At 68.9% G+C, this 15,768-nt stretch carries 14 protein-coding genes; 8 read left to right on the top strand and 6 right to left on the bottom strand.

Annotation, left to right across the window (positions count from 1 at the left end):
* The first annotated feature begins 424 nt into the window (after nucleotides 1-424).
* The 4 genes from FHU13_RS02625 (at nucleotide 425) to ettA (ending at nucleotide 3,743) form a co-directional block, all read left to right on the top strand.
* Nucleotides 425-679 carry a hypothetical protein gene (locus FHU13_RS02625; RefSeq protein WP_183434310.1) on the top strand — a complete coding sequence of 85 codons (255 nt, stop codon included), beginning with the start codon at nucleotides 425-427 and terminating at the stop codon, nucleotides 677-679.
* A 7-nt stretch (nucleotides 680-686) separates the two neighbouring features.
* Nucleotides 687-1,568: a DNA/RNA non-specific endonuclease gene (locus tag FHU13_RS02630; protein WP_183434311.1), complete on the top strand. Its 882-nt coding sequence runs from the start codon at nucleotides 687-689 to the stop codon at nucleotides 1,566-1,568.
* 25 nt (nucleotides 1,569-1,593) lie between these two features.
* Complete coding sequence (locus tag FHU13_RS02635; RefSeq protein WP_183434312.1) at nucleotides 1,594-1,869, top strand: hypothetical protein; 276 nt, start codon at nucleotides 1,594-1,596, stop codon at nucleotides 1,867-1,869.
* Between the two features lie 221 nt (nucleotides 1,870-2,090).
* A complete protein-coding gene (gene ettA / locus FHU13_RS02640) occupies nucleotides 2,091-3,743 on the top strand; it encodes an energy-dependent translational throttle protein EttA (RefSeq protein ID WP_183434313.1) in 1,653 nt (550 codons plus the stop codon).
* A gap of 166 nt (nucleotides 3,744-3,909) precedes the next feature.
* Here ettA and FHU13_RS02645 read toward each other — a convergent pair whose 3' ends face one another.
* The 3 genes from FHU13_RS02645 to FHU13_RS02655 form a co-directional block, all read right to left on the bottom strand.
* Nucleotides 3,910-5,130: a phosphopentomutase gene (locus FHU13_RS02645; protein ID WP_183434314.1), complete on the bottom strand. Its 1,221-nt coding sequence runs from the start codon at nucleotides 5,128-5,130 to the stop codon at nucleotides 3,910-3,912.
* A gap of 3 nt (nucleotides 5,131-5,133) precedes the next feature.
* Nucleotides 5,134-6,762 (bottom strand): ABC transporter ATP-binding protein, encoded by a 1,629-nt coding sequence (locus FHU13_RS02650; protein WP_183434315.1) that lies wholly within the window; start codon nucleotides 6,760-6,762, stop codon nucleotides 5,134-5,136.
* 108 nt (nucleotides 6,763-6,870) lie between these two features.
* Entirely contained in the window at nucleotides 6,871-9,051 is a 2,181-nt protein-coding gene (locus FHU13_RS02655) for a molybdopterin-dependent oxidoreductase (protein WP_183434316.1), read from the bottom strand.
* A 223-nt stretch (nucleotides 9,052-9,274) separates the two neighbouring features.
* On the opposite strand from FHU13_RS02655, the gene FHU13_RS02660 reads away from it, so the two are divergent.
* Both FHU13_RS02660 and FHU13_RS02665 read left to right on the top strand, forming a co-directional pair.
* On the top strand, nucleotides 9,275-10,213 hold the full coding sequence (locus tag FHU13_RS02660; RefSeq protein ID WP_183434317.1) for a lytic transglycosylase domain-containing protein: 939 nt from the start codon (nucleotides 9,275-9,277) through the stop codon (nucleotides 10,211-10,213).
* 63 nt (nucleotides 10,214-10,276) lie between these two features.
* Nucleotides 10,277-11,182, top strand: coding sequence for an alpha/beta hydrolase (locus FHU13_RS02665; RefSeq protein WP_183434700.1), 906 nt, complete (start codon nucleotides 10,277-10,279; stop codon nucleotides 11,180-11,182).
* Nucleotides 11,183-11,224: 42 nt separating this feature from the next.
* Here FHU13_RS02665 and FHU13_RS02670 read toward each other — a convergent pair whose 3' ends face one another.
* Nucleotides 11,225-11,644 carry an acyl-CoA thioesterase gene (locus FHU13_RS02670; protein ID WP_183434318.1) on the bottom strand — a complete coding sequence of 140 codons (420 nt, stop codon included), beginning with the start codon at nucleotides 11,642-11,644 and terminating at the stop codon, nucleotides 11,225-11,227.
* A gap of 243 nt (nucleotides 11,645-11,887) precedes the next feature.
* Between FHU13_RS02670 and FHU13_RS02675 the strand changes: the two genes are divergently transcribed.
* The gene (locus FHU13_RS02675) at nucleotides 11,888-12,562 is read left to right on the top strand and encodes a transglutaminase-like cysteine peptidase (protein WP_183434319.1); all 675 of its coding nucleotides are present in this window, start codon (nucleotides 11,888-11,890) and stop codon (nucleotides 12,560-12,562) included.
* Nucleotides 12,563-12,739: 177 nt separating this feature from the next.
* On the top strand, nucleotides 12,740-13,072 hold the full coding sequence (locus tag FHU13_RS02680) for a hypothetical protein (RefSeq protein ID WP_183434320.1): 333 nt from the start codon (nucleotides 12,740-12,742) through the stop codon (nucleotides 13,070-13,072).
* 21 nt (nucleotides 13,073-13,093) lie between these two features.
* Here the strand turns inward: FHU13_RS02680 and FHU13_RS02685 are convergent, their stop codons facing one another.
* Together FHU13_RS02685 and FHU13_RS02690 are read right to left on the bottom strand one after the other, a co-directional pair.
* Nucleotides 13,094-14,458, bottom strand: a complete 1,365-nt coding sequence (locus FHU13_RS02685) for a hybrid sensor histidine kinase/response regulator (RefSeq protein ID WP_246714455.1) — start codon at nucleotides 14,456-14,458, stop codon at nucleotides 13,094-13,096.
* Nucleotides 14,455-15,651, bottom strand: coding sequence for an FIST N-terminal domain-containing protein (locus FHU13_RS02690; protein WP_183434321.1), 1,197 nt, complete (start codon nucleotides 15,649-15,651; stop codon nucleotides 14,455-14,457). The genes FHU13_RS02685 and FHU13_RS02690 overlap by 4 nt, the downstream gene beginning before the upstream one ends.
* Between the last annotated feature and the right edge of the window lie 117 nt (nucleotides 15,652-15,768).

A 15,768-nucleotide genomic window follows, 5' to 3' on the forward strand; every position in this document is an offset into this window, starting at 1 on the left:
GGCGTCGGCCACCTTCTGCAGCTCGCTCTCCGGCAGAAGCCGGAGACGATCCGGCGTCTCAAGACCCTCAAGGATCGTCGTGTCCGCTAGTGCCAATGCCTTCACCCGTCTCTCAATGCGTTCCCGTCGGCAGGCGGCTCCTGCAGGGCCGTACGCTCGAAGCCTCGAACGCGGCCCGCCTTCGGATCTCGCCCGCTCCCCGGAAACCGCTCTCCCGGGACATATGAACGATCATTCTAGCGCAAACCGATCACGGGATACCATGATCTCGCTGCAACAGCGGCACGTCTTTCAGAGGATTCGGCTGCCTCGTCTGCCTTCAGAGTTAAGGCAGCCCCGCGATTTCACGCGTGACGCGCCATCAATTATGGATGAAGGCTGCATTGATCAACATCTCACCCGCTCTTCTCAAGGCTGTCGCCCGATGCCTATCGCCGCAACGTTACCGGCTACGGTCGCGCTGGCGCTCGTCCTGATCAGCGGGAGCGTGGCCTGGGCGGCGGATGCCGGCAGGACCCGCCTCAACACGGTGCACTGCCCCGACGACGTGCGCTGCCGCCGTCCGCCGGGACCGCCGGACAGGGACATCCGCCCCCTGATCGAGCCACTCGGACGGCCCTGCGGCTTCCGCTGGAGGGAGACGCCGTCCGGCCCGCGCCGCGTCCGGGTCTGCTACTGAGCCGGCAATGGCGCTGCGTCCCCTCGTTCCGGCCCTTCTCCTCCTCGCCCTCTCCCACGCGGCGGCGTCGCAGGCCTTGCCGGAGGCGCCGGCCTGCCCGGCCCTGTTCGCGGACGGCCGGGCGCCGGCCCTCACCAACCCGAAGCTCGCGGACGGAGCCGTCCCACTCTGTTTCGAGGTCTTCGCCGTCCTGCATTCGGGCGCGTCGCGCACGCCGCTCTACGCCGCCGAACACCTGACGCGCCGGAGCGTGTCCGCTGCCCGGCGGGTCGAGCGCGCCGATGCCTTCCACGACGAGGACCGCCTGCCCGAGGACGACCGGGCGAGCCTCGCCGACTACGTCCGAAGCGGATACGACCGCGGCCATCTCGCGCCGGCCGGCGACATGCCGAGCGCGGTGGCCCAGGCCGAGTCCTTCAGCCTCGCCAATATCGTGCCCCAGAACCGGGCGCTGAACCGCGGCCTGTGGGCGGCGATCGAGGAGAGCGTGCGCCGGCTCGCGAGCGAGCGCGGCGAGGTCTTTGTCGTGACCGGCCCGATCTTCGAGGGCCGCTCGGTCGGTGCGATCAAGGGGCGGGTGCTGGTGCCGACCCAGCTCTTCAAGGCGATCTACGATCCGCGCACCGGCGAGGCCGGGGCCTATCTCGCGCCGAACAAGGCGGGCGCGGAGTGGCGCACGGTCTCGCTCGCGACCCTGCGGGACATGGCCGGGCTCGACGTGTTCCCGGCGCTGCCCGAGGCGATCAAGGCCAAGGCCATGACGCTGCCCGAGCCGCATGAATTCTCCCGCGACGGCCATGGTCAGGAATCCTTCGCCGACTTCCTCAAGCAACTGGCCGTCGATGTGCTGCGCCGGCTCTGGCGCGAATTGATGCGCGCGATCTTCTGAGTGATCTTCTGAGACGGGGGCCCCGATGCCGCGCCGAAAAGCCGATGTCCTTCCCTTCCGCCCCTTCGCAGAGGATGCGGGCGTCCAGACGTTCGCCGATTTCTCGATCGAGAACGGCACCCGCCGCATCGCCCTGCACGGCAGCCTCGACATCACCCGCGACCGTGCGGGGCTGAAGCGTGCGAGGGAGCTGAAGGGCCTGTTCGAGGCTATCGCCGCCGCACTCGAAGGTGAGGACCTGCCCGAAGCCGTCCCCGACGAGCCCGAGGTATCGGAGCCGGTGCGCAACCCGTTCGCCTGAGACCCTTTCGCTCGCGTCCCCGAGATCCGACATCGAGCCGGCACCCGGCGGTTCGCCTTGCCCCTGCCCGGCGGCCCTGATACTCGAACACGAAATTCTTCATCCGCGAGCGGACGGCGCCCCGCGCGGCATGGCTCGATCGAGCCAGCCTCGCGCGAGAGGCCACGCATCCGCGATCGCCGGCCTGACCGGCTCCCACGCTTCACGCAGGACGAACGCACATGGCCCGCGAATTCATCTACCACATGCGGGGTCTGACCAAGACCTATGTCGGGGGCAAGAAGGTCCTCGATAACGTCAACCTGTCCTTCTACCCCGATGCCAAGATCGGCGTGCTCGGCATCAACGGTGCCGGCAAGTCGACACTCCTGAAGATCATGGCCGGCATCGACAAGGACTGGACCGGCGAAGGCTTCGTCGCGCAAGGAGCGCGTGTCGGCTACCTGCCGCAGGAGCCGCAGCTCGACCCGAACAAGTCGGTGCGCGAGAACGTCATGGAGGGCGTGGCCGAGAAGCAGGCGCTGCTCGACCGCTACAACGAGCTCGCGATGAACTATTCCGAGGAGACGGCGGACGAGATGACCGCCCTCCAGGACCAGATCGAGGCACAGAACCTGTGGGAGCTCGACTCCAAGGTCGATCAGGCCATGGAGGCGCTGGGCTGCCCGAGCGACGAGCAGCCGGTGGCGACCCTCTCGGGTGGTGAGCGCCGCCGCGTCGCGCTCTGCAAGCTGCTCCTGTGGGAGCCGGAACTTCTGCTCCTCGACGAGCCGACCAACCACCTCGACGCCGAGACGGTGAACTGGCTCGAAGGTCACCTCAAGCAGTATCCGGGCGCGATCCTGATCGTGACCCACGACCGCTACTTCCTCGACAACGTCACGGGCTGGATCCTCGAGCTCGATCGCGGCCGGGGCATCCCCTACGAGGGCAACTACTCCGCTTGGCTGGTGCAGAAGCAGAAGCGCCTGGAGCAGGAGGGCCGCGAGGACATGGCCCGCCAGCGCTCGATCGCCCGCGAGCAGGAGTGGATCGCCGCCTCGCCCAAGGCCCGGCAGTCGAAGTCGAAGGCGCGTATCACCCGCTACGAGGAACTGGTCGCCAAGCAGCAGCAGAAGGTCGACGCGGCCGCGCAGATCGTCATCCCGATCGACGAGCGGCTCGGGCAGAACGTCATCGAGTTCAGTCACCTCAACAAGGCCTTCGGCGACCGCCTGCTGATCGAGGATCTCTCGTTCAAGCTGCCGCCTGGCGGCATCGTCGGCGTCATCGGCCCGAACGGCGCCGGCAAGACCACGCTGTTCAAGATGATCACCGGCCAGGAGAAGCCCGATGGCGGGACGATCGAGGTCGGCGACACGGTCAAGCTCGGCTACGTCGACCAGTCGCGCGATGCGCTCGATCCCAACGCCACCGTCTGGCAGGAGATCTCGGGCGGCAACGACATCATCTATTTCAACAAGCGCGAGATCAATTCGCGCGCCTACTGCGCGGCCTTCGCCTTCAAGGGCGGTGATCAGCAGAAGAAGGTCGGCACGCTCTCGGGCGGCGAGCGCAACCGCGTGCATCTGGCCCGCACGCTCAAGGGCGGCGCCAACGTGCTGCTGCTCGACGAGCCGACCAACGACCTCGACATGGAGACGCTGCGGGCGCTCGAGGACGCGCTGGAGGATTACGCAGGCTGCGCCGTCATCATCAGCCACGATCGCTGGTTCCTGAACCGCATCGCGACCCACATCCTCGCCTTCGAGGGCGAGAGCCACGTCGAGTGGTTCGAGGGCAACTTCTCGGATTACGAGGCGGACAAGAAGCGCCGGCTCGGGCTCGACTCGATTATCCCGAAGAAGCTGAAATACAAGAAGTTTTCGCGCTGATCGCCTGAACTTCGGCTCTCCTCCCCCGCCGTCTCATCCTGAGGTGCCCGCGTCGGCGGGCCTCGAAGGATCCTCCAGATCGCTCGCGATTCCTGGAAGACCTTTCGAGGCCGCTTCGCGGCCCCTCAGGGTGAGGGGGAATGACGGGCGGGAGCGAGCGAGACGCTCACCACCATGCCCGGCCCGCCCCGAGCGGCGGCAAGCCGAGATGCACCGCGACCGAGGCGCCGATATCCGCGAAGGTTTCGCGTTGCCCGATGGAGCGCGGTGTCAGACCCGGCCCGAAGGCCAGTACCGGCACCTGCTCGCGGGTATGCTCGGTACCGGTCCAAGTCGGATCGTTGCCGTGATCGGCGGTGATCACGCAGAGATCGCCCGGCTTCAGCACGGCTTGAATCTCGGGGAGGCGGGCGTCGAAGGCTTCCAGCTCGGCGGCATAACCCGGCACGTCCCGGCGGTGGCCGTGCTCGGTGTCGAAATCCACGAGATTGAGGAAGACGAAGCCGCCCTCGGGCAGTCCGGTAAAGGCGTCGAGCGCCGCGTCGAGGCAGGCAGCGTTGCCGCCGGGCTTGATCTCGCGGCCGGTGGCGCGATGGGCGAAGATGTCGCCGATCTTGCCGACACTCACAACGGAGCGTCCTGCCGCCGCCAGTTCATCGAGCAGCGTCCCGGCCGGCGGGGCAACGGAAAAATCCTTGCGGTTTCCGGTGCGGCGAAAGCCGTCTGCCTCGCTGCCCAGAAAGGGCCGCGCGATCACCCGACCGACACGGTAGGGGTTGCAGACTTCCCGTGCGATCCGACAGGCCTCGTAGAGCCGCTCCAGTCCGAACGTCTCCTCGTGGGCGGCGATCTGGAACACGCTGTCGGCCGAGGTGTAGCAGATCGGTCTGCCCGTCCGGACGTGCTCGGCTCCGAACGCCTCGATGATCGCGGTGCCAGAGGCGTGGCGATCGCCGAGAATGCCGGGGAGGCCGGCCCGCTCGATCAGCGCCGCGGTCAGCTCGGCCGGGAAGGCGGGGCGGGTGTCGGGAAAATGGCCCCAGGGCTCCCGCACCGGAACGCCGGCGATCTCCCAGTGGCCGGAGGGCGTATCCTTGCCGGCCGCGGTCTCGACGGCGTGGCCCCAGAGCGCCTGCACGGGTCCCTCAGCCGCGAGCCCCGGCGGCATGCGACCGGTGGCGCCTTCACAGGCCAGCCCGAGGCCGAGGCCCGTGAGGTTCGGCAGGCGTAAGGCCCCCGCGCGCAGGCCCGGCCGGTCGCCGCGCCCGGCGGCGCAGGCTTCCGCGATGTGACCGACCGTGTCGGAGCCGGCATCGCCGTAGCGGTCCGCGTCCGGGGCGCCGCCGATGCCGACGGAATCGAGGACGATGAGGAGGGCGCGGGCCATGCGTCAGACCGGCTCGCTCTCGGCGGTGGTCGCGGCATCCATCTCGAAGGCCGCCGCGAACAGGGTGCGGGTGTACTCGGTCTTGGGCGTCGAAAAGATCTCCTCGGCCGGTCCCTCCTCGACCACCTGGCCGTGCTGCATCACCATGACGTAGTTCGACAGCGCCCGAACCACCTTGAGGTCGTGGCTGATGAACAGGTAGGCGATGCCCCGCTCCCGCTGCAGGTCACGCAGGAGCGTCACGATCTGTGCCTGCACCGAGCGATCGAGCGCCGAGGTCGGCTCGTCGAGGACGACGAAGCGGGGCTTGAGTACGATGGCGCGGGCGATGGCGATGCGCTGGCGCTGGCCGCCGGAGAACTCGTGCGGGTAACGATCCATCACCGCCGGGTCGAGCCCGACATCGGCGAGCGCCTTCGCCACCAGGGTACGGCGCTCGTCGCTTCCCTTCACCAGCCCCTGCACGGCCAGCCCCTCGGCGACGATGTCGCCCACCGACATGCGCGGAGAGAGCGAGCCGTAGGGATCCTGGAAGACCACCTGCATGTCCTTGCGCAGAGGGCGCATCAGGGCAGGCCCGCGTCCCTCGATCCGCTGTCCGAGGAACACGATTGGCCCCTCGGACTCGGTGAGGCGCAGCAGGGCGAGGCCCAAAGTGGTCTTGCCCGAACCGGATTCGCCGACGACGCCGACCGTCTCACCGGCCCGTACCTTGAGCCGCACCCCATCGACCGCCTTGACGTGGCCCACGGTGCGGCGGAGCAGACCCGCCTTGAGGGGGAACCACACCTTGAGCGGTCCGGCCTCGACCAGTTCCGCCGCATCGGCCGGCACGGGGTTCGCCCGTCCTGTGGGCTCGGCGGCCAGAAGCCGCTGCGTGTATGCGTGCCGAGGCCGGGTGAAGACCCGCTCCACCGGCCCCGCCTCGACGATCCGGCCCGCGAGCATCACGCAGACTGAGGTGGCGATGCGCCGGACGATGCCGAGATCGTGGGTGATGAACAGCATCGCCATGCCGAGCCGCTTCTGGAGGTCGGCGAGCAGCGCCAGGATCTGCGCCTGAACGGTGACGTCGAGGGCGGTGGTCGGCTCGTCGGCCACGAGCAGGTCGGGCTCGCAGGCGAGCGCCATGGCGATCATCACCCGCTGGCGCTGGCCGCCCGACAATTCGTGCGGGTAGGCGCCGAGCCGCCGCTCGGCGTCGCGGATGCCGACGAGGTCGAGCAGTTCGAGGATTCTTTTGCGCGCAGCCTTGCCCTTCAGGCCCCGATGGATCTCCAGCACCTCGCCGATCTGCCGCTGGATGGTGTGGAGCGGGTTGAGCGAGGTCATCGGCTCCTGGAACACCATGGTGATGTCCGCGCCGCGCACCGCGCGCAGGTCGCGCTCGGGCAACTGTAGGAGGTCGCGCCCCTTGAACAGGATCTTGCCGCCTGGGTGATGCGCGGCGCCATCGAGCAGGCGCAGGATCGACAGGGCGGTCACCGACTTGCCGGAGCCGGATTCGCCCACCAGTGCCAGGGTCTCGCCCCGTTCGATGGCGAAGCTGACGCGATCCACCGCCAGCGTCTCGCGCGCGCCCCCCCGGAAGGCGACCGAGAGATCCTCGACGGTCAGCAGCGTATCGGACATCGAACCCCGGCGACGAAAATCGGCCCGCCGCGCTCCGGTGTCGGGCGGGCGGGCCGAGGGGTTATAGCGCGCGGGCACTCACACGCGAATTGTCTTCGCGTCGCGCGACTACTGCGCCAACCCGACCTGCACGAGGTTGTCGCTGAAGGTCGGCGAGTGGCCCATGCCGCCATAAGTCGAGGCGCTGATGACGTTCACCGCCCCGTCGCGGTTGAGTGAGTGCCAGTAGCCGAGCGAAGCGATGACGAGGCCGGGCGGCACCTCGTCGGTCACCCGCGCCTGCCCGTGGAAAGCGCCGCGGTCGTTGAACACCCGCACCAGCGCGCCTTCCGTGATCTCGCGGCTCGTCGCGTCGTGCGGGTTGATCAGGATCGTCTGCTCGCCCTGCGCCCGGACCTTGTGCGCCTCGTTGGCGTATTGCGAGTTGAGGAAGCCGTGGCTCTTCGGCGAGACGATGTTGAGGGGGTAGCGCTCGGCCTGGGCTGGGTTCGTCTCCGGGCGCTCGTTGGCCGGCACGTAGCCCGGCAGCGGGTCGAGGGGCTCACCGCCCTGGAACTGCTCGTACATCTGCCGGAAGGGCGGGGCGACGAAGTTTCCGCCGGTGATTGCGGCCTCCGAGTAGAACTCGCACTTGCCCGAAGGCGTCGGGAAGTTGCCCTCCGCGTGGGGCGTGCGCGTGGCCGGATCGCCGATGTTGAGGCGGTACCAGCCGTGCTGTCGAAAGTGATCCATGGAGATGCCGCCGAGCTTCGGGCTCTCCCAGTCGAGATACCATTCCATGAGTTCGGCCTCGCTCATGGAGAACTGAGGCTCGGTGAAGCCGAAGGTCTTGGCGAGCCGCCGGAACAACTCGGCATTCGAGACCGTCTCGCCCGGCGGCTCGATCGCCTTCTGGTTCAGCGTGAAGAAGAAGTGGCCCCAGGAGAACATCATGTCGTCGTGCTCGGCCGCCATGGTGGCGGGGAGTAGGATGTCGGCGTAGCGCGCCGTGTCGGTGACGAAGTGCTCGCTGACGACCGTGAACAGGTCCTCGCGCGCAAGCCCGCGCTTGATCTTGGCGGTCTCGGTCGAGTTCGAGACCGGGTTGGCGTTGTAGACCATCAGGGCATGGATTCCGGGCTCGATGCCCGCTTCGCCGGTCAGCACCTCGCCGAGCTTGAGCACGTTGAGCACCCGCGTGCCCTCCGGGATCAGGTCCGGCCGGCAGACCCGGTCCCAGTGCACGGGGAATTCCCACAGCGGCATCTGGTAGACGCCGCCGCCCGGATCCTTCCAAGACCCCGTCAGGGCGGGAAGCGAGAAGATCGCGCGCAGAGCCTGGGCGCCGCCGGCGCTGCGCTCCACCGCCACGCCCGGGCGCAGGGCCGCGTTGGGGGTGGTGGCGTATTCGCGTGCCAAGTGCCGGATGTCCTCGGCCGGGATGCCGCAGATCTCGGCCGCGTATTCCGGCGTGAAGGCTCGCGCCCGCTCCTTCAGCGGCTCGAAGCCGACGGTGTGGCGCGCGATGTAGTCGTCATCGGTCAACCCCTCGGCGATGATGACGTGGATCATCGCCATGGCGAGCGCGCCGTCGGTGCCGGGCTTCGGCATCAGGTGCCAATCGGCCTGTGCCGCCGTGCGCGAGCGGTAGGGATCGATCACGACGACCTTCGCGCCGTTGCGTTGCGCCTCCTTCACCACGTGCCAGTGGTGGATGTTGGTCGAGACCGAATTGCAGCCCCAGATCACGATCAGCTTCGACTGCGCGAAGCTCATCGGGTCGGTGCCGTTGGTCGGGCCGACCGTGAGCAGCCACGCCGTGCACGAGCCGGAGCCGCAGAAGGTTTTCTCCGCCACCGTCGCCCCGAGGCGGTTGAAGAAGGCGTCGCCGACGGTGAGCCCCTGCACCACGCCCTCGTTGCCGAGGTAGTTGTAGGGAAGGATCGCTTCCGCCCCGTGCGCCTCGATGGTCGCGCTGAACCGGCGGTGGATCTCGGACAGTGCCTCGTCCCAGGTGATCCGCTCGAACTGTCCGCTGCCCTTCGGGCCGGCGCGGCGCATCGGGTACAGGATGCGGTCGGGATTGTAGTGGTGCCGGTCGAAGTCCTTGAGCTTGCCGCAGAGCGCACCGCGGGTCATCGGATGGTCGGGATTGCCGCGCACGTCGATCAGTCGCCCGTCCTGGACGGTGTAGATCATCGAGCAGGTGTCCGGGCAGTCGTGCGGGCAGGCGCCCAGCCGAGTGATGGCCTCGGAAGCCGACTTGGCGGCCGCTTCGGTGTCGATCTCCGAGATGCGCTCTTCGAGCATCGTGTTCCTCCTCGTGAGGCCGGATCTTGGCGTCCGGCTCTTGCAAGCATCGAGCCTAACGCGGAGAGTATTAGAAAAATAGTGCGATTCTAAGAACGATCCTAAAGTACAACTGCCTCGCGAAGCTCTGAGCCCGGCACAATGATGCTCAAGGACAGGGCAGGCCGTGCCGAGTCGGAAGGCAGCCATCCCCTTCCTGGGCCAGTGCCCTAGATCAGCCGCCGTGCATCGCCTCGCTCTCGCCCTGCTGCCGGCCGTCCTTATCGTCTGCGCCGGATCCTCCCGCGCGGCCCCCTCGCCTGAGAGCGAGACGGTGGAGCAGGCGCTCTGCCGGCTGATCGAGGATTCGGCCAAGGCCCGCAGCCTGCCGGTGCCGTTCCTGACCCGGCTGATCTGGCGCGAGAGTTCGTTTCGCGTCGGCGTGGTGAGCCCGGCCGGCGCGCAGGGCGTGGCGCAATTCATGCCCGGCACGGCCAAGGACCGCGGGCTCGGCGATCCGTTCGATCCCGAGCAGGCGATCCCGCACGCCGCGCATTTCCTGGCCGACCTCAAGCGGCAATTCGGCAATCTCGGGCTCGCGGCGGCCGCCTATAACGGCGGCCCGGGACGCGTCTCGGCCTGGCTCGCCGGCAGCGGTGGCCTGCCCGCCGAGACACGGGCCTACGTCATCGCCATCACCGGCCGCCCGGCGGAGGATTGGCGGCCGAACGCCAGCGTCGAGATGCCGGAGGGGGCCGGTCCGGCGGCGAAGAAGCCGCAAGACAAGGCACAAGAGAAGACGGAGCAGAAAGCTGAGGACAAGCCGCCCCTGCCGGAGGCGGAGACGCAGACCTGCCTCCAGGTCACCGCCGCCTTGCGCATCCCGTCGCGCGGAGACCGCTTCGCCCTGGCGATCGAGGGCGGCCCGGCCGCGCCCTGGGGCGTGCAGCTCGCCGGCAACTTTTCCAAGTCGCTGGCGCTGGCAAGCTTCCAGCGGGCGCGCACGCGCTACACCGGCGTGATCGGCGAGGTGCGCCCGATGATCATCGGCACGCGCCTGCGCTTCCGCGGCACCCGCACCTTCTACCGGGTGCGCATCCCGGCCGAGAGCCGGGGCGCGGCCGACGGCCTCTGCCAGAAGATCCGCACTGTGGGCGGCGCCTGCATCGTCCTGAGGACATAACTCCCAACGCTGCCACCGCGCGGCCATGAAACCGCCGCGACCGCCGCGTCAATCATGGATCACATGATCAAGGCACTCGTCTTCCTCGTCTCCCTGGTCTGCCTCGGCCTCACCACCTTGGGCTTGAGCGGCTGCTCGCCGCTGGCGCTGTTCGATGCGCTGGGACCGCGCGACAAGGGCGGGCGCCTCGCGGTCCGCGACGCGGCCTACGGCGCGGATCCGCGTCAGCGCCTCGACGTGTTCGTGCCCACCGTGCCGGTGGAGCGGGCACCGGTACTGGTGTTCTTCTACGGCGGCTCGTGGAACAGCGGCAGCAAGGACGACTATGCCTTCGCCGCGCAGGCCTTCGCCGCCCAGGGCTTCGTGACCGTGCTGCCGGATTACCGGCTCTACCCGCAAGCGCGCTTTCCCGACTTCCTGAAGGACGGGGCGGCGGCCATCGCCTGGGTGCGCGACAACATCGCGGCGCAGGGGGGCGATCCGAACCGGATCGTACTGGCCGGCCACTCGGCGGGCGCCTACAACGCGGCGATGCTCGGGCTCGACCCGGAATACCTGCGGCAGGCCGGCGTCGATCCTCGGGCCATCCGGGCGGTGGCCGGTCTGTCGGGTCCCTACGACTTCCTGCCCTTCGACCAGAAGACCTCGATCGATGTGTTCGGGCAGGCGCCCGATCCGGAGGCGACGCAGCCCGTCTCCTTCGCCGGCGCCCACTCGCCGCCGACCTTCCTCGCCACCGGCGACAAGGATATCGTGGTGAAGCCCCGCAACACGGCGAGTCTCGCCGCGCGCCTGCGCACCGCACGCGTGCCGGTGCAGGAGCGGGTCTACGAGGGCCTCGACCATTCCGACACGCTTCTGTCGCTTTCCGTCAGCTTCCGCCGCAAGGCGCCGGTGCTCGCCGAGATGAGCGCCTTCCTCCACCAGCACGCGGGCGCGCGCCGGCTCACCACGCTGACGATGCACTGAAGCCCGATCCGCGCTCGTCGGGCGAGCGCGTCGATCCGTCGATCAGACCTGCCGCTCCTCCGGGATCGGCCGCGGCCGCCTGTCGGGGCCGATGGCGACGAAAGTGAAGAACCCTTCCGTCACCTTCATCGTGGCTTCGCCCTCCCGCTCCCGGCGCCAGACCTCGACCTGGATGCCCATCGAGGTGCGGCCGGTCTTCACGATCCAGGCATAGAAGCTGACCTCGTCGCCGACGAAGACCGGCCGGTGAAAGGTCATCGCCTCCGCCGAGATCGTGGCGCACCGCCCGCGTGCCCGGCGCGCGGCGACGTTGCCCGCGGCCATGTCCATCTGCGCCATCAGCCAACCGCCGAAGATATCGCCGGCGGGGTTCGTGTCGGTCGGCATCGCCACGGTGCGGATCACCGGCGGCCCGCGCTCGGTGGGCTGCGCGGACTCGGCGGAAGGCAGTTCGCTCGTCATCGGAGGACTTTGCGGATCATGGGGTGAGGCCAAGCGTAGCAGGTGCCATGTTGGTCGGGCCACCGCGCCCGGTGACGGTGCTCGGGACTTGTTTCGCGCCGGTTCTCGCACCCCTCGCGGACGTCGCCACACCGGTCGATCAAATGCGACGGATCGCGTTAACCGATTTTTAACCCGGCGATTGCGGCCGGCGGGCGGCTGTGAGAGCTTCATTAACGGAAGCTTAACTGCTCGGTCAGGGCCATGCGTATCGCGTTCTCCAAGCTCTGTGTCGTTCGGCCCGCCCGCTCTTTCGCGGCCCGCCTGGTGGCGGGCCTCGCCCTGGCCGGGGCCTTCCTCGCCACGCCGGCCTTCGAGGCTGAGGCACAGCCGTCCGCCGCGCTCCCGGCGATGAGCCTGTCGGCGGTGACCACCGGCCCCGCCCGGCCGATCGCCGCCTGGGCCGAGTTCTGCGAACGCTATTCCGGTGAGTGCGCGGTCGATCGCACCGAGGCCGCCAGCATCACCCTGACCTCGGCGCTGTGGCAGACGATCAATGCGGTCAATCGCCGGATCAACCGGGCGGTGGAGGCGGTGACGGATCAGGATCACTGGCGCGCCGCCGACCGCTGGGACCTCGCCGAGGACGGCCGGGGCGACTGCGAGGACTTCCAGCTCCTCAAGCGCCGCCTGCTGGTCGAGGCCGGCCTGCCGCGTCGGGCGATGCGGATGACCGTGGTGATCGATGAGAAGGGCGAGGGACATGCCGTCCTCACCCTCATCACCAACCGCGGAGATCTGATCCTCGACAACAAGACCAGCGCGGTGCTGCCCTGGACCCAGACCGGCTACACCTTCGTCAAGCGCGAGAGCCAGGAGGCGGTGGGTTGGGTGGCGCTCGGCCGCGACGCCTCGCCGCTCACGGCGGCTAACCGCTGAGCGGAACTTTTTCGGAAATTTTTCCTGATCCCAAATCGGGACCGGATCGGGACCTCAGGCGTTAGCAGGTTTTAACGGTTCGGCGGCCAAGGTTGACGAGAGGTTTCCGCGAGCGCGCGCCGCCCCGGAAAACCCCGTCACTGTCTCAGGTTCGCCGTCCCAGGGTCTGCTCGTCCCATGCGTCGCGTCCTCCTCGCCACCCTTCCAGCCCTTAGCGCCCTCGCTCTTCTCGCCGCTGTCCCGGCGCGGGCGGAAAGCTCGGAAGGCGCGCGCCACGCGGCGTGGCAGACCTGTCTCGACGAAACCTTCGCGGAGCAGGTTCGCACTACGAGCCGCAGCTTCGCCGCGACCAAGGCGGTCTCCACCTGCCGCGACCGGGAAGAGGCCTATCTCGGCGTGCTCGCCGGCTCGCCGTTCCTCGACGGCGAGGATGTCGCCCGCATCCGCCCCGCCCTCGTCGCCCGCGCCCGCGACCGTCTGATGGGCGAGCGTCGCTACAGCGCGCTCTGACCGGCCCGACCTGTCTGCCCCTCACGCCAGCATGTAGGCGAGCAGCGAGCGCAGCTGCGCCGGCTTGATCGGCTTGTGGACGAGTTCGGCCCCCGTGGCCTGGGCGCGGGCGGCAATGTCGGCCCCATGGTCTGCGGTGGTGAGGATCACCGGCGTCACCCAGCCCCGGTTGCGCCGCAGGTAATCCACCACGTCGAGGCCGCAGGCGCCGTTGTCGAGGTGATAGTCGATCACCATCACGTCCGGCCGCGCCAGACCGGCACCGAGGGCGGCCACCACGCCGGCGAGATCGCGAAACACCTGCACCTCGGCGTCCCAGTTGCGCAGGAGACGCTGCAGCGCCTCGGCTGTCGAAGCATCGTTCTCGATCGCCAGCACCCGCGCGCCCGTCAGGGCCGTCGCCAGCGGCGCCAGGGTCACGCGCGCGTCCGGACGCTGCGCAGCCAGCGGAAGCGTCAGGCTCAGCCGCGTGCCGTGGCCGGCGCGGGAATGCAGTTCGATGGCGTGCCCGAGCGTCGAGGCCATGCGCTGCACGATCGACAGGCCGAGCCCGAGGCCGACGCCGCCATCATCGCACTCGCGCGCCCCGCGAAAAAACTCCTCGAAGACCAGCGCCCGCTCGTGCTCGGGAATGCCGCAGCCGGTGTCGACAACATCGATCCGGCAGAGCTTGTCCCGCGGCCGCGCCGCGATCAGCACGCCGCCGCGGTCAGTGTAGCGGATCGCGTTGGAGACGAGATTCTGCAGGACGCGCTGGAGCAGGATCCCGTCGGTCTCCACCACGAGGTCAGCACAGCGGGTGACGAGGCGCAACTCCTTGCGCTCGGCGAAGGGCCGGAAGCTCGCCTCGATCCCCGCGACGAGGTCGGCGAGCCGCACCGGCTTCACCACGGGGCGCACGATGCCGGCATCGAGCTTCGAGATGTCGATGAGCGCCTTGATCAGATCCTCGATCGTCTCAAGGCCGCGCTCGACCTGCCGGGCGATCCCCTTCGCTTCCGGCCCCGGCGCAAGGTCGGTCAGCGCCGAGAGCGAGAGGCGGGCGGCATTGAGGGGCTGGAGCAGGTCGTGGCTCGCGGCGGCCAGGAAACGCGTCTTCGAGCGGTTGGCGGTCTCGGCCTCTTCTTTGGCCGCCTGCATCGCCGCGTTCGAGCGCTCCAGGCTGTGCATCAGCGCCGTCAGCTCCTCCGTGCGGGCGCGGACGCGGCCCTCCAGCATGATCGCGGTCTGGAACAGCGAGTATGCGCCGCCCTGCTGGTCCATGGTGCGCTCGACATGGGCCATCAGCGCCGCATTGATGCGTTCGAGCTTGGCTACGCGATGCGTCAGGGACTCGACGGTCTGCGGCTCGGGCGGCGGCTCCATCCAGAGGGTCGGACAGTTCATGGGGCCGTCTTCGCGTCGCGGCTCTCCGGCGTCTCAGCCCGGCCGATGGCAATCCCCGTAAAAGTCTGGTTCAGATGCATCGAGCGGTACTGCTCGCCGTAGGTCTCGAACCCGACCACGCCGTAGCGCCGGTACAGGTCGGCGATGCGGTGTCGCACCTGCCGGCTCTCGGCATCGAGGCGGCGGAACACGCAGTCGAAGCCGATCACGAGGTCGAGGCCGCCGAGCGCCTCGTCGAGACTCTCGAGTTCGGCCCGTGTCGCCTCGACGATGTCGCGGGGCTGGGCCAGCGTCAGCACCACGCCCTCGCCGATGGCGCAGAAGAAGGTCATCGAGCCGTCCGGCTCCACCCGGCTAATCGAGCGGCAGTAATACTCGCCGCCGATCTTCACCGCGAGCGGGTACGCGGCAAAGCTCATCGTCGAGAGGTTTTCCGGATCGAGACCGACCGCCATGGCGTATTCGCGCGCCGCGGGCTCGGCGTTCAATTCGGTGACGCGCCGCTCCTCCTCGCGGGCGGCGGTGACCACGAACTTGCGGTTGGTCGGTTCGAAATTGTCACTCTTGAAGATGCGGATCGGGAAATCCGTCTCGACCAGCAGGATCACCGCCGCGTCGCGGCAGAGCCGGCCGTCATGGATCAGCACCGTGCTGCGGAAGGCGAGATCGTCGCCGGCCGACCCTCCGATCAGCGGGATGCCATCGAGCGCCCAGGCCACTGCCGAGACGACCGTCTCCTCCGCGTTGGCGAGCGAGTCGATCAGCGAGAGGGCGAAACGGTGGCCGCTGCCGCCGTCCGGCCGCCCCCCGTCGAGAGCCCGGCGCAGGCCCCGCACGGTCGAGGCGGCGCCCTCCACGTCGAGCCGGGCGATGTCGGTGAGCAGGCCGGAGACGATCCGGAAGCCCTGGCGCGGAAAGGCGATGGCGACGAGGCCGCGGTCGATCGAGCCCGCCGGGCTGATTCCGCCGGAAGTGGAGCAGCCGGTGACCCCGATGCCGGGAAACTGTGAGGCCAGCGCCGCGGTGAGGGTTTCCGCCTCGTAGGCCGGTGAGAAGAACACGATGAGGTGGCCGATTGCCGCCCGGTCGAGGGTTCCCGCCACGGCCGTGACCGCGACCAAGGCGTCACCCGCATCCGTCCAGGCCGTCTGGATTCCGCACAGATGCCCGCGCATCTGCGTGCCGTGCGTCACCCTCTCGCTCCCTCGCGCGGAGTCTGTTCCGGCAAGCCGGCCGCCCCTGATGGATTGCACGCGACTATGTGCCCGGCGAAGAGGCGTGGCAATGGCCGCGTTGGCCCGCGCAGGGCT

The organism is Methylobacterium sp. R2-1 (assembly GCF_014191355.1).
Lineage (GTDB): Bacteria > Pseudomonadota > Alphaproteobacteria > Rhizobiales > Beijerinckiaceae > Methylobacterium.

Coding starts and splice junctions, on each gene's coding strand:
- FHU13_RS02625 (WP_183434310.1), top strand. CDS start 425: ATGCCTATCGCCGCAACGTTACCGGCTACGGTCGCGCTGGCGCTCGTC.
- FHU13_RS02630 (WP_183434311.1), top strand. CDS start 687: ATGGCGCTGCGTCCCCTCGTTCCGGCCCTTCTCCTCCTCGCCCTCTCC.
- FHU13_RS02635 (WP_183434312.1), top strand. CDS start 1,594: ATGCCGCGCCGAAAAGCCGATGTCCTTCCCTTCCGCCCCTTCGCAGAG.
- ettA (WP_183434313.1), top strand. CDS start 2,091: ATGGCCCGCGAATTCATCTACCACATGCGGGGTCTGACCAAGACCTAT.
- FHU13_RS02645 (WP_183434314.1), bottom strand. CDS start 5,130: ATGGCCCGCGCCCTCCTCATCGTCCTCGATTCCGTCGGCATCGGCGGC.
- FHU13_RS02650 (WP_183434315.1), bottom strand. CDS start 6,762: ATGTCCGATACGCTGCTGACCGTCGAGGATCTCTCGGTCGCCTTCCGG.
- FHU13_RS02655 (WP_183434316.1), bottom strand. CDS start 9,051: ATGCTCGAAGAGCGCATCTCGGAGATCGACACCGAAGCGGCCGCCAAG.
- FHU13_RS02665 (WP_183434700.1), top strand. CDS start 10,277: ATGATCAAGGCACTCGTCTTCCTCGTCTCCCTGGTCTGCCTCGGCCTC.
- FHU13_RS02670 (WP_183434318.1), bottom strand. CDS start 11,644: ATGACGAGCGAACTGCCTTCCGCCGAGTCCGCGCAGCCCACCGAGCGC.
- FHU13_RS02675 (WP_183434319.1), top strand. CDS start 11,888: ATGCGTATCGCGTTCTCCAAGCTCTGTGTCGTTCGGCCCGCCCGCTCT.
- FHU13_RS02680 (WP_183434320.1), top strand. CDS start 12,740: ATGCGTCGCGTCCTCCTCGCCACCCTTCCAGCCCTTAGCGCCCTCGCT.
- FHU13_RS02685 (WP_246714455.1), bottom strand. CDS start 14,458: ATGAACTGTCCGACCCTCTGGATGGAGCCGCCGCCCGAGCCGCAGACC.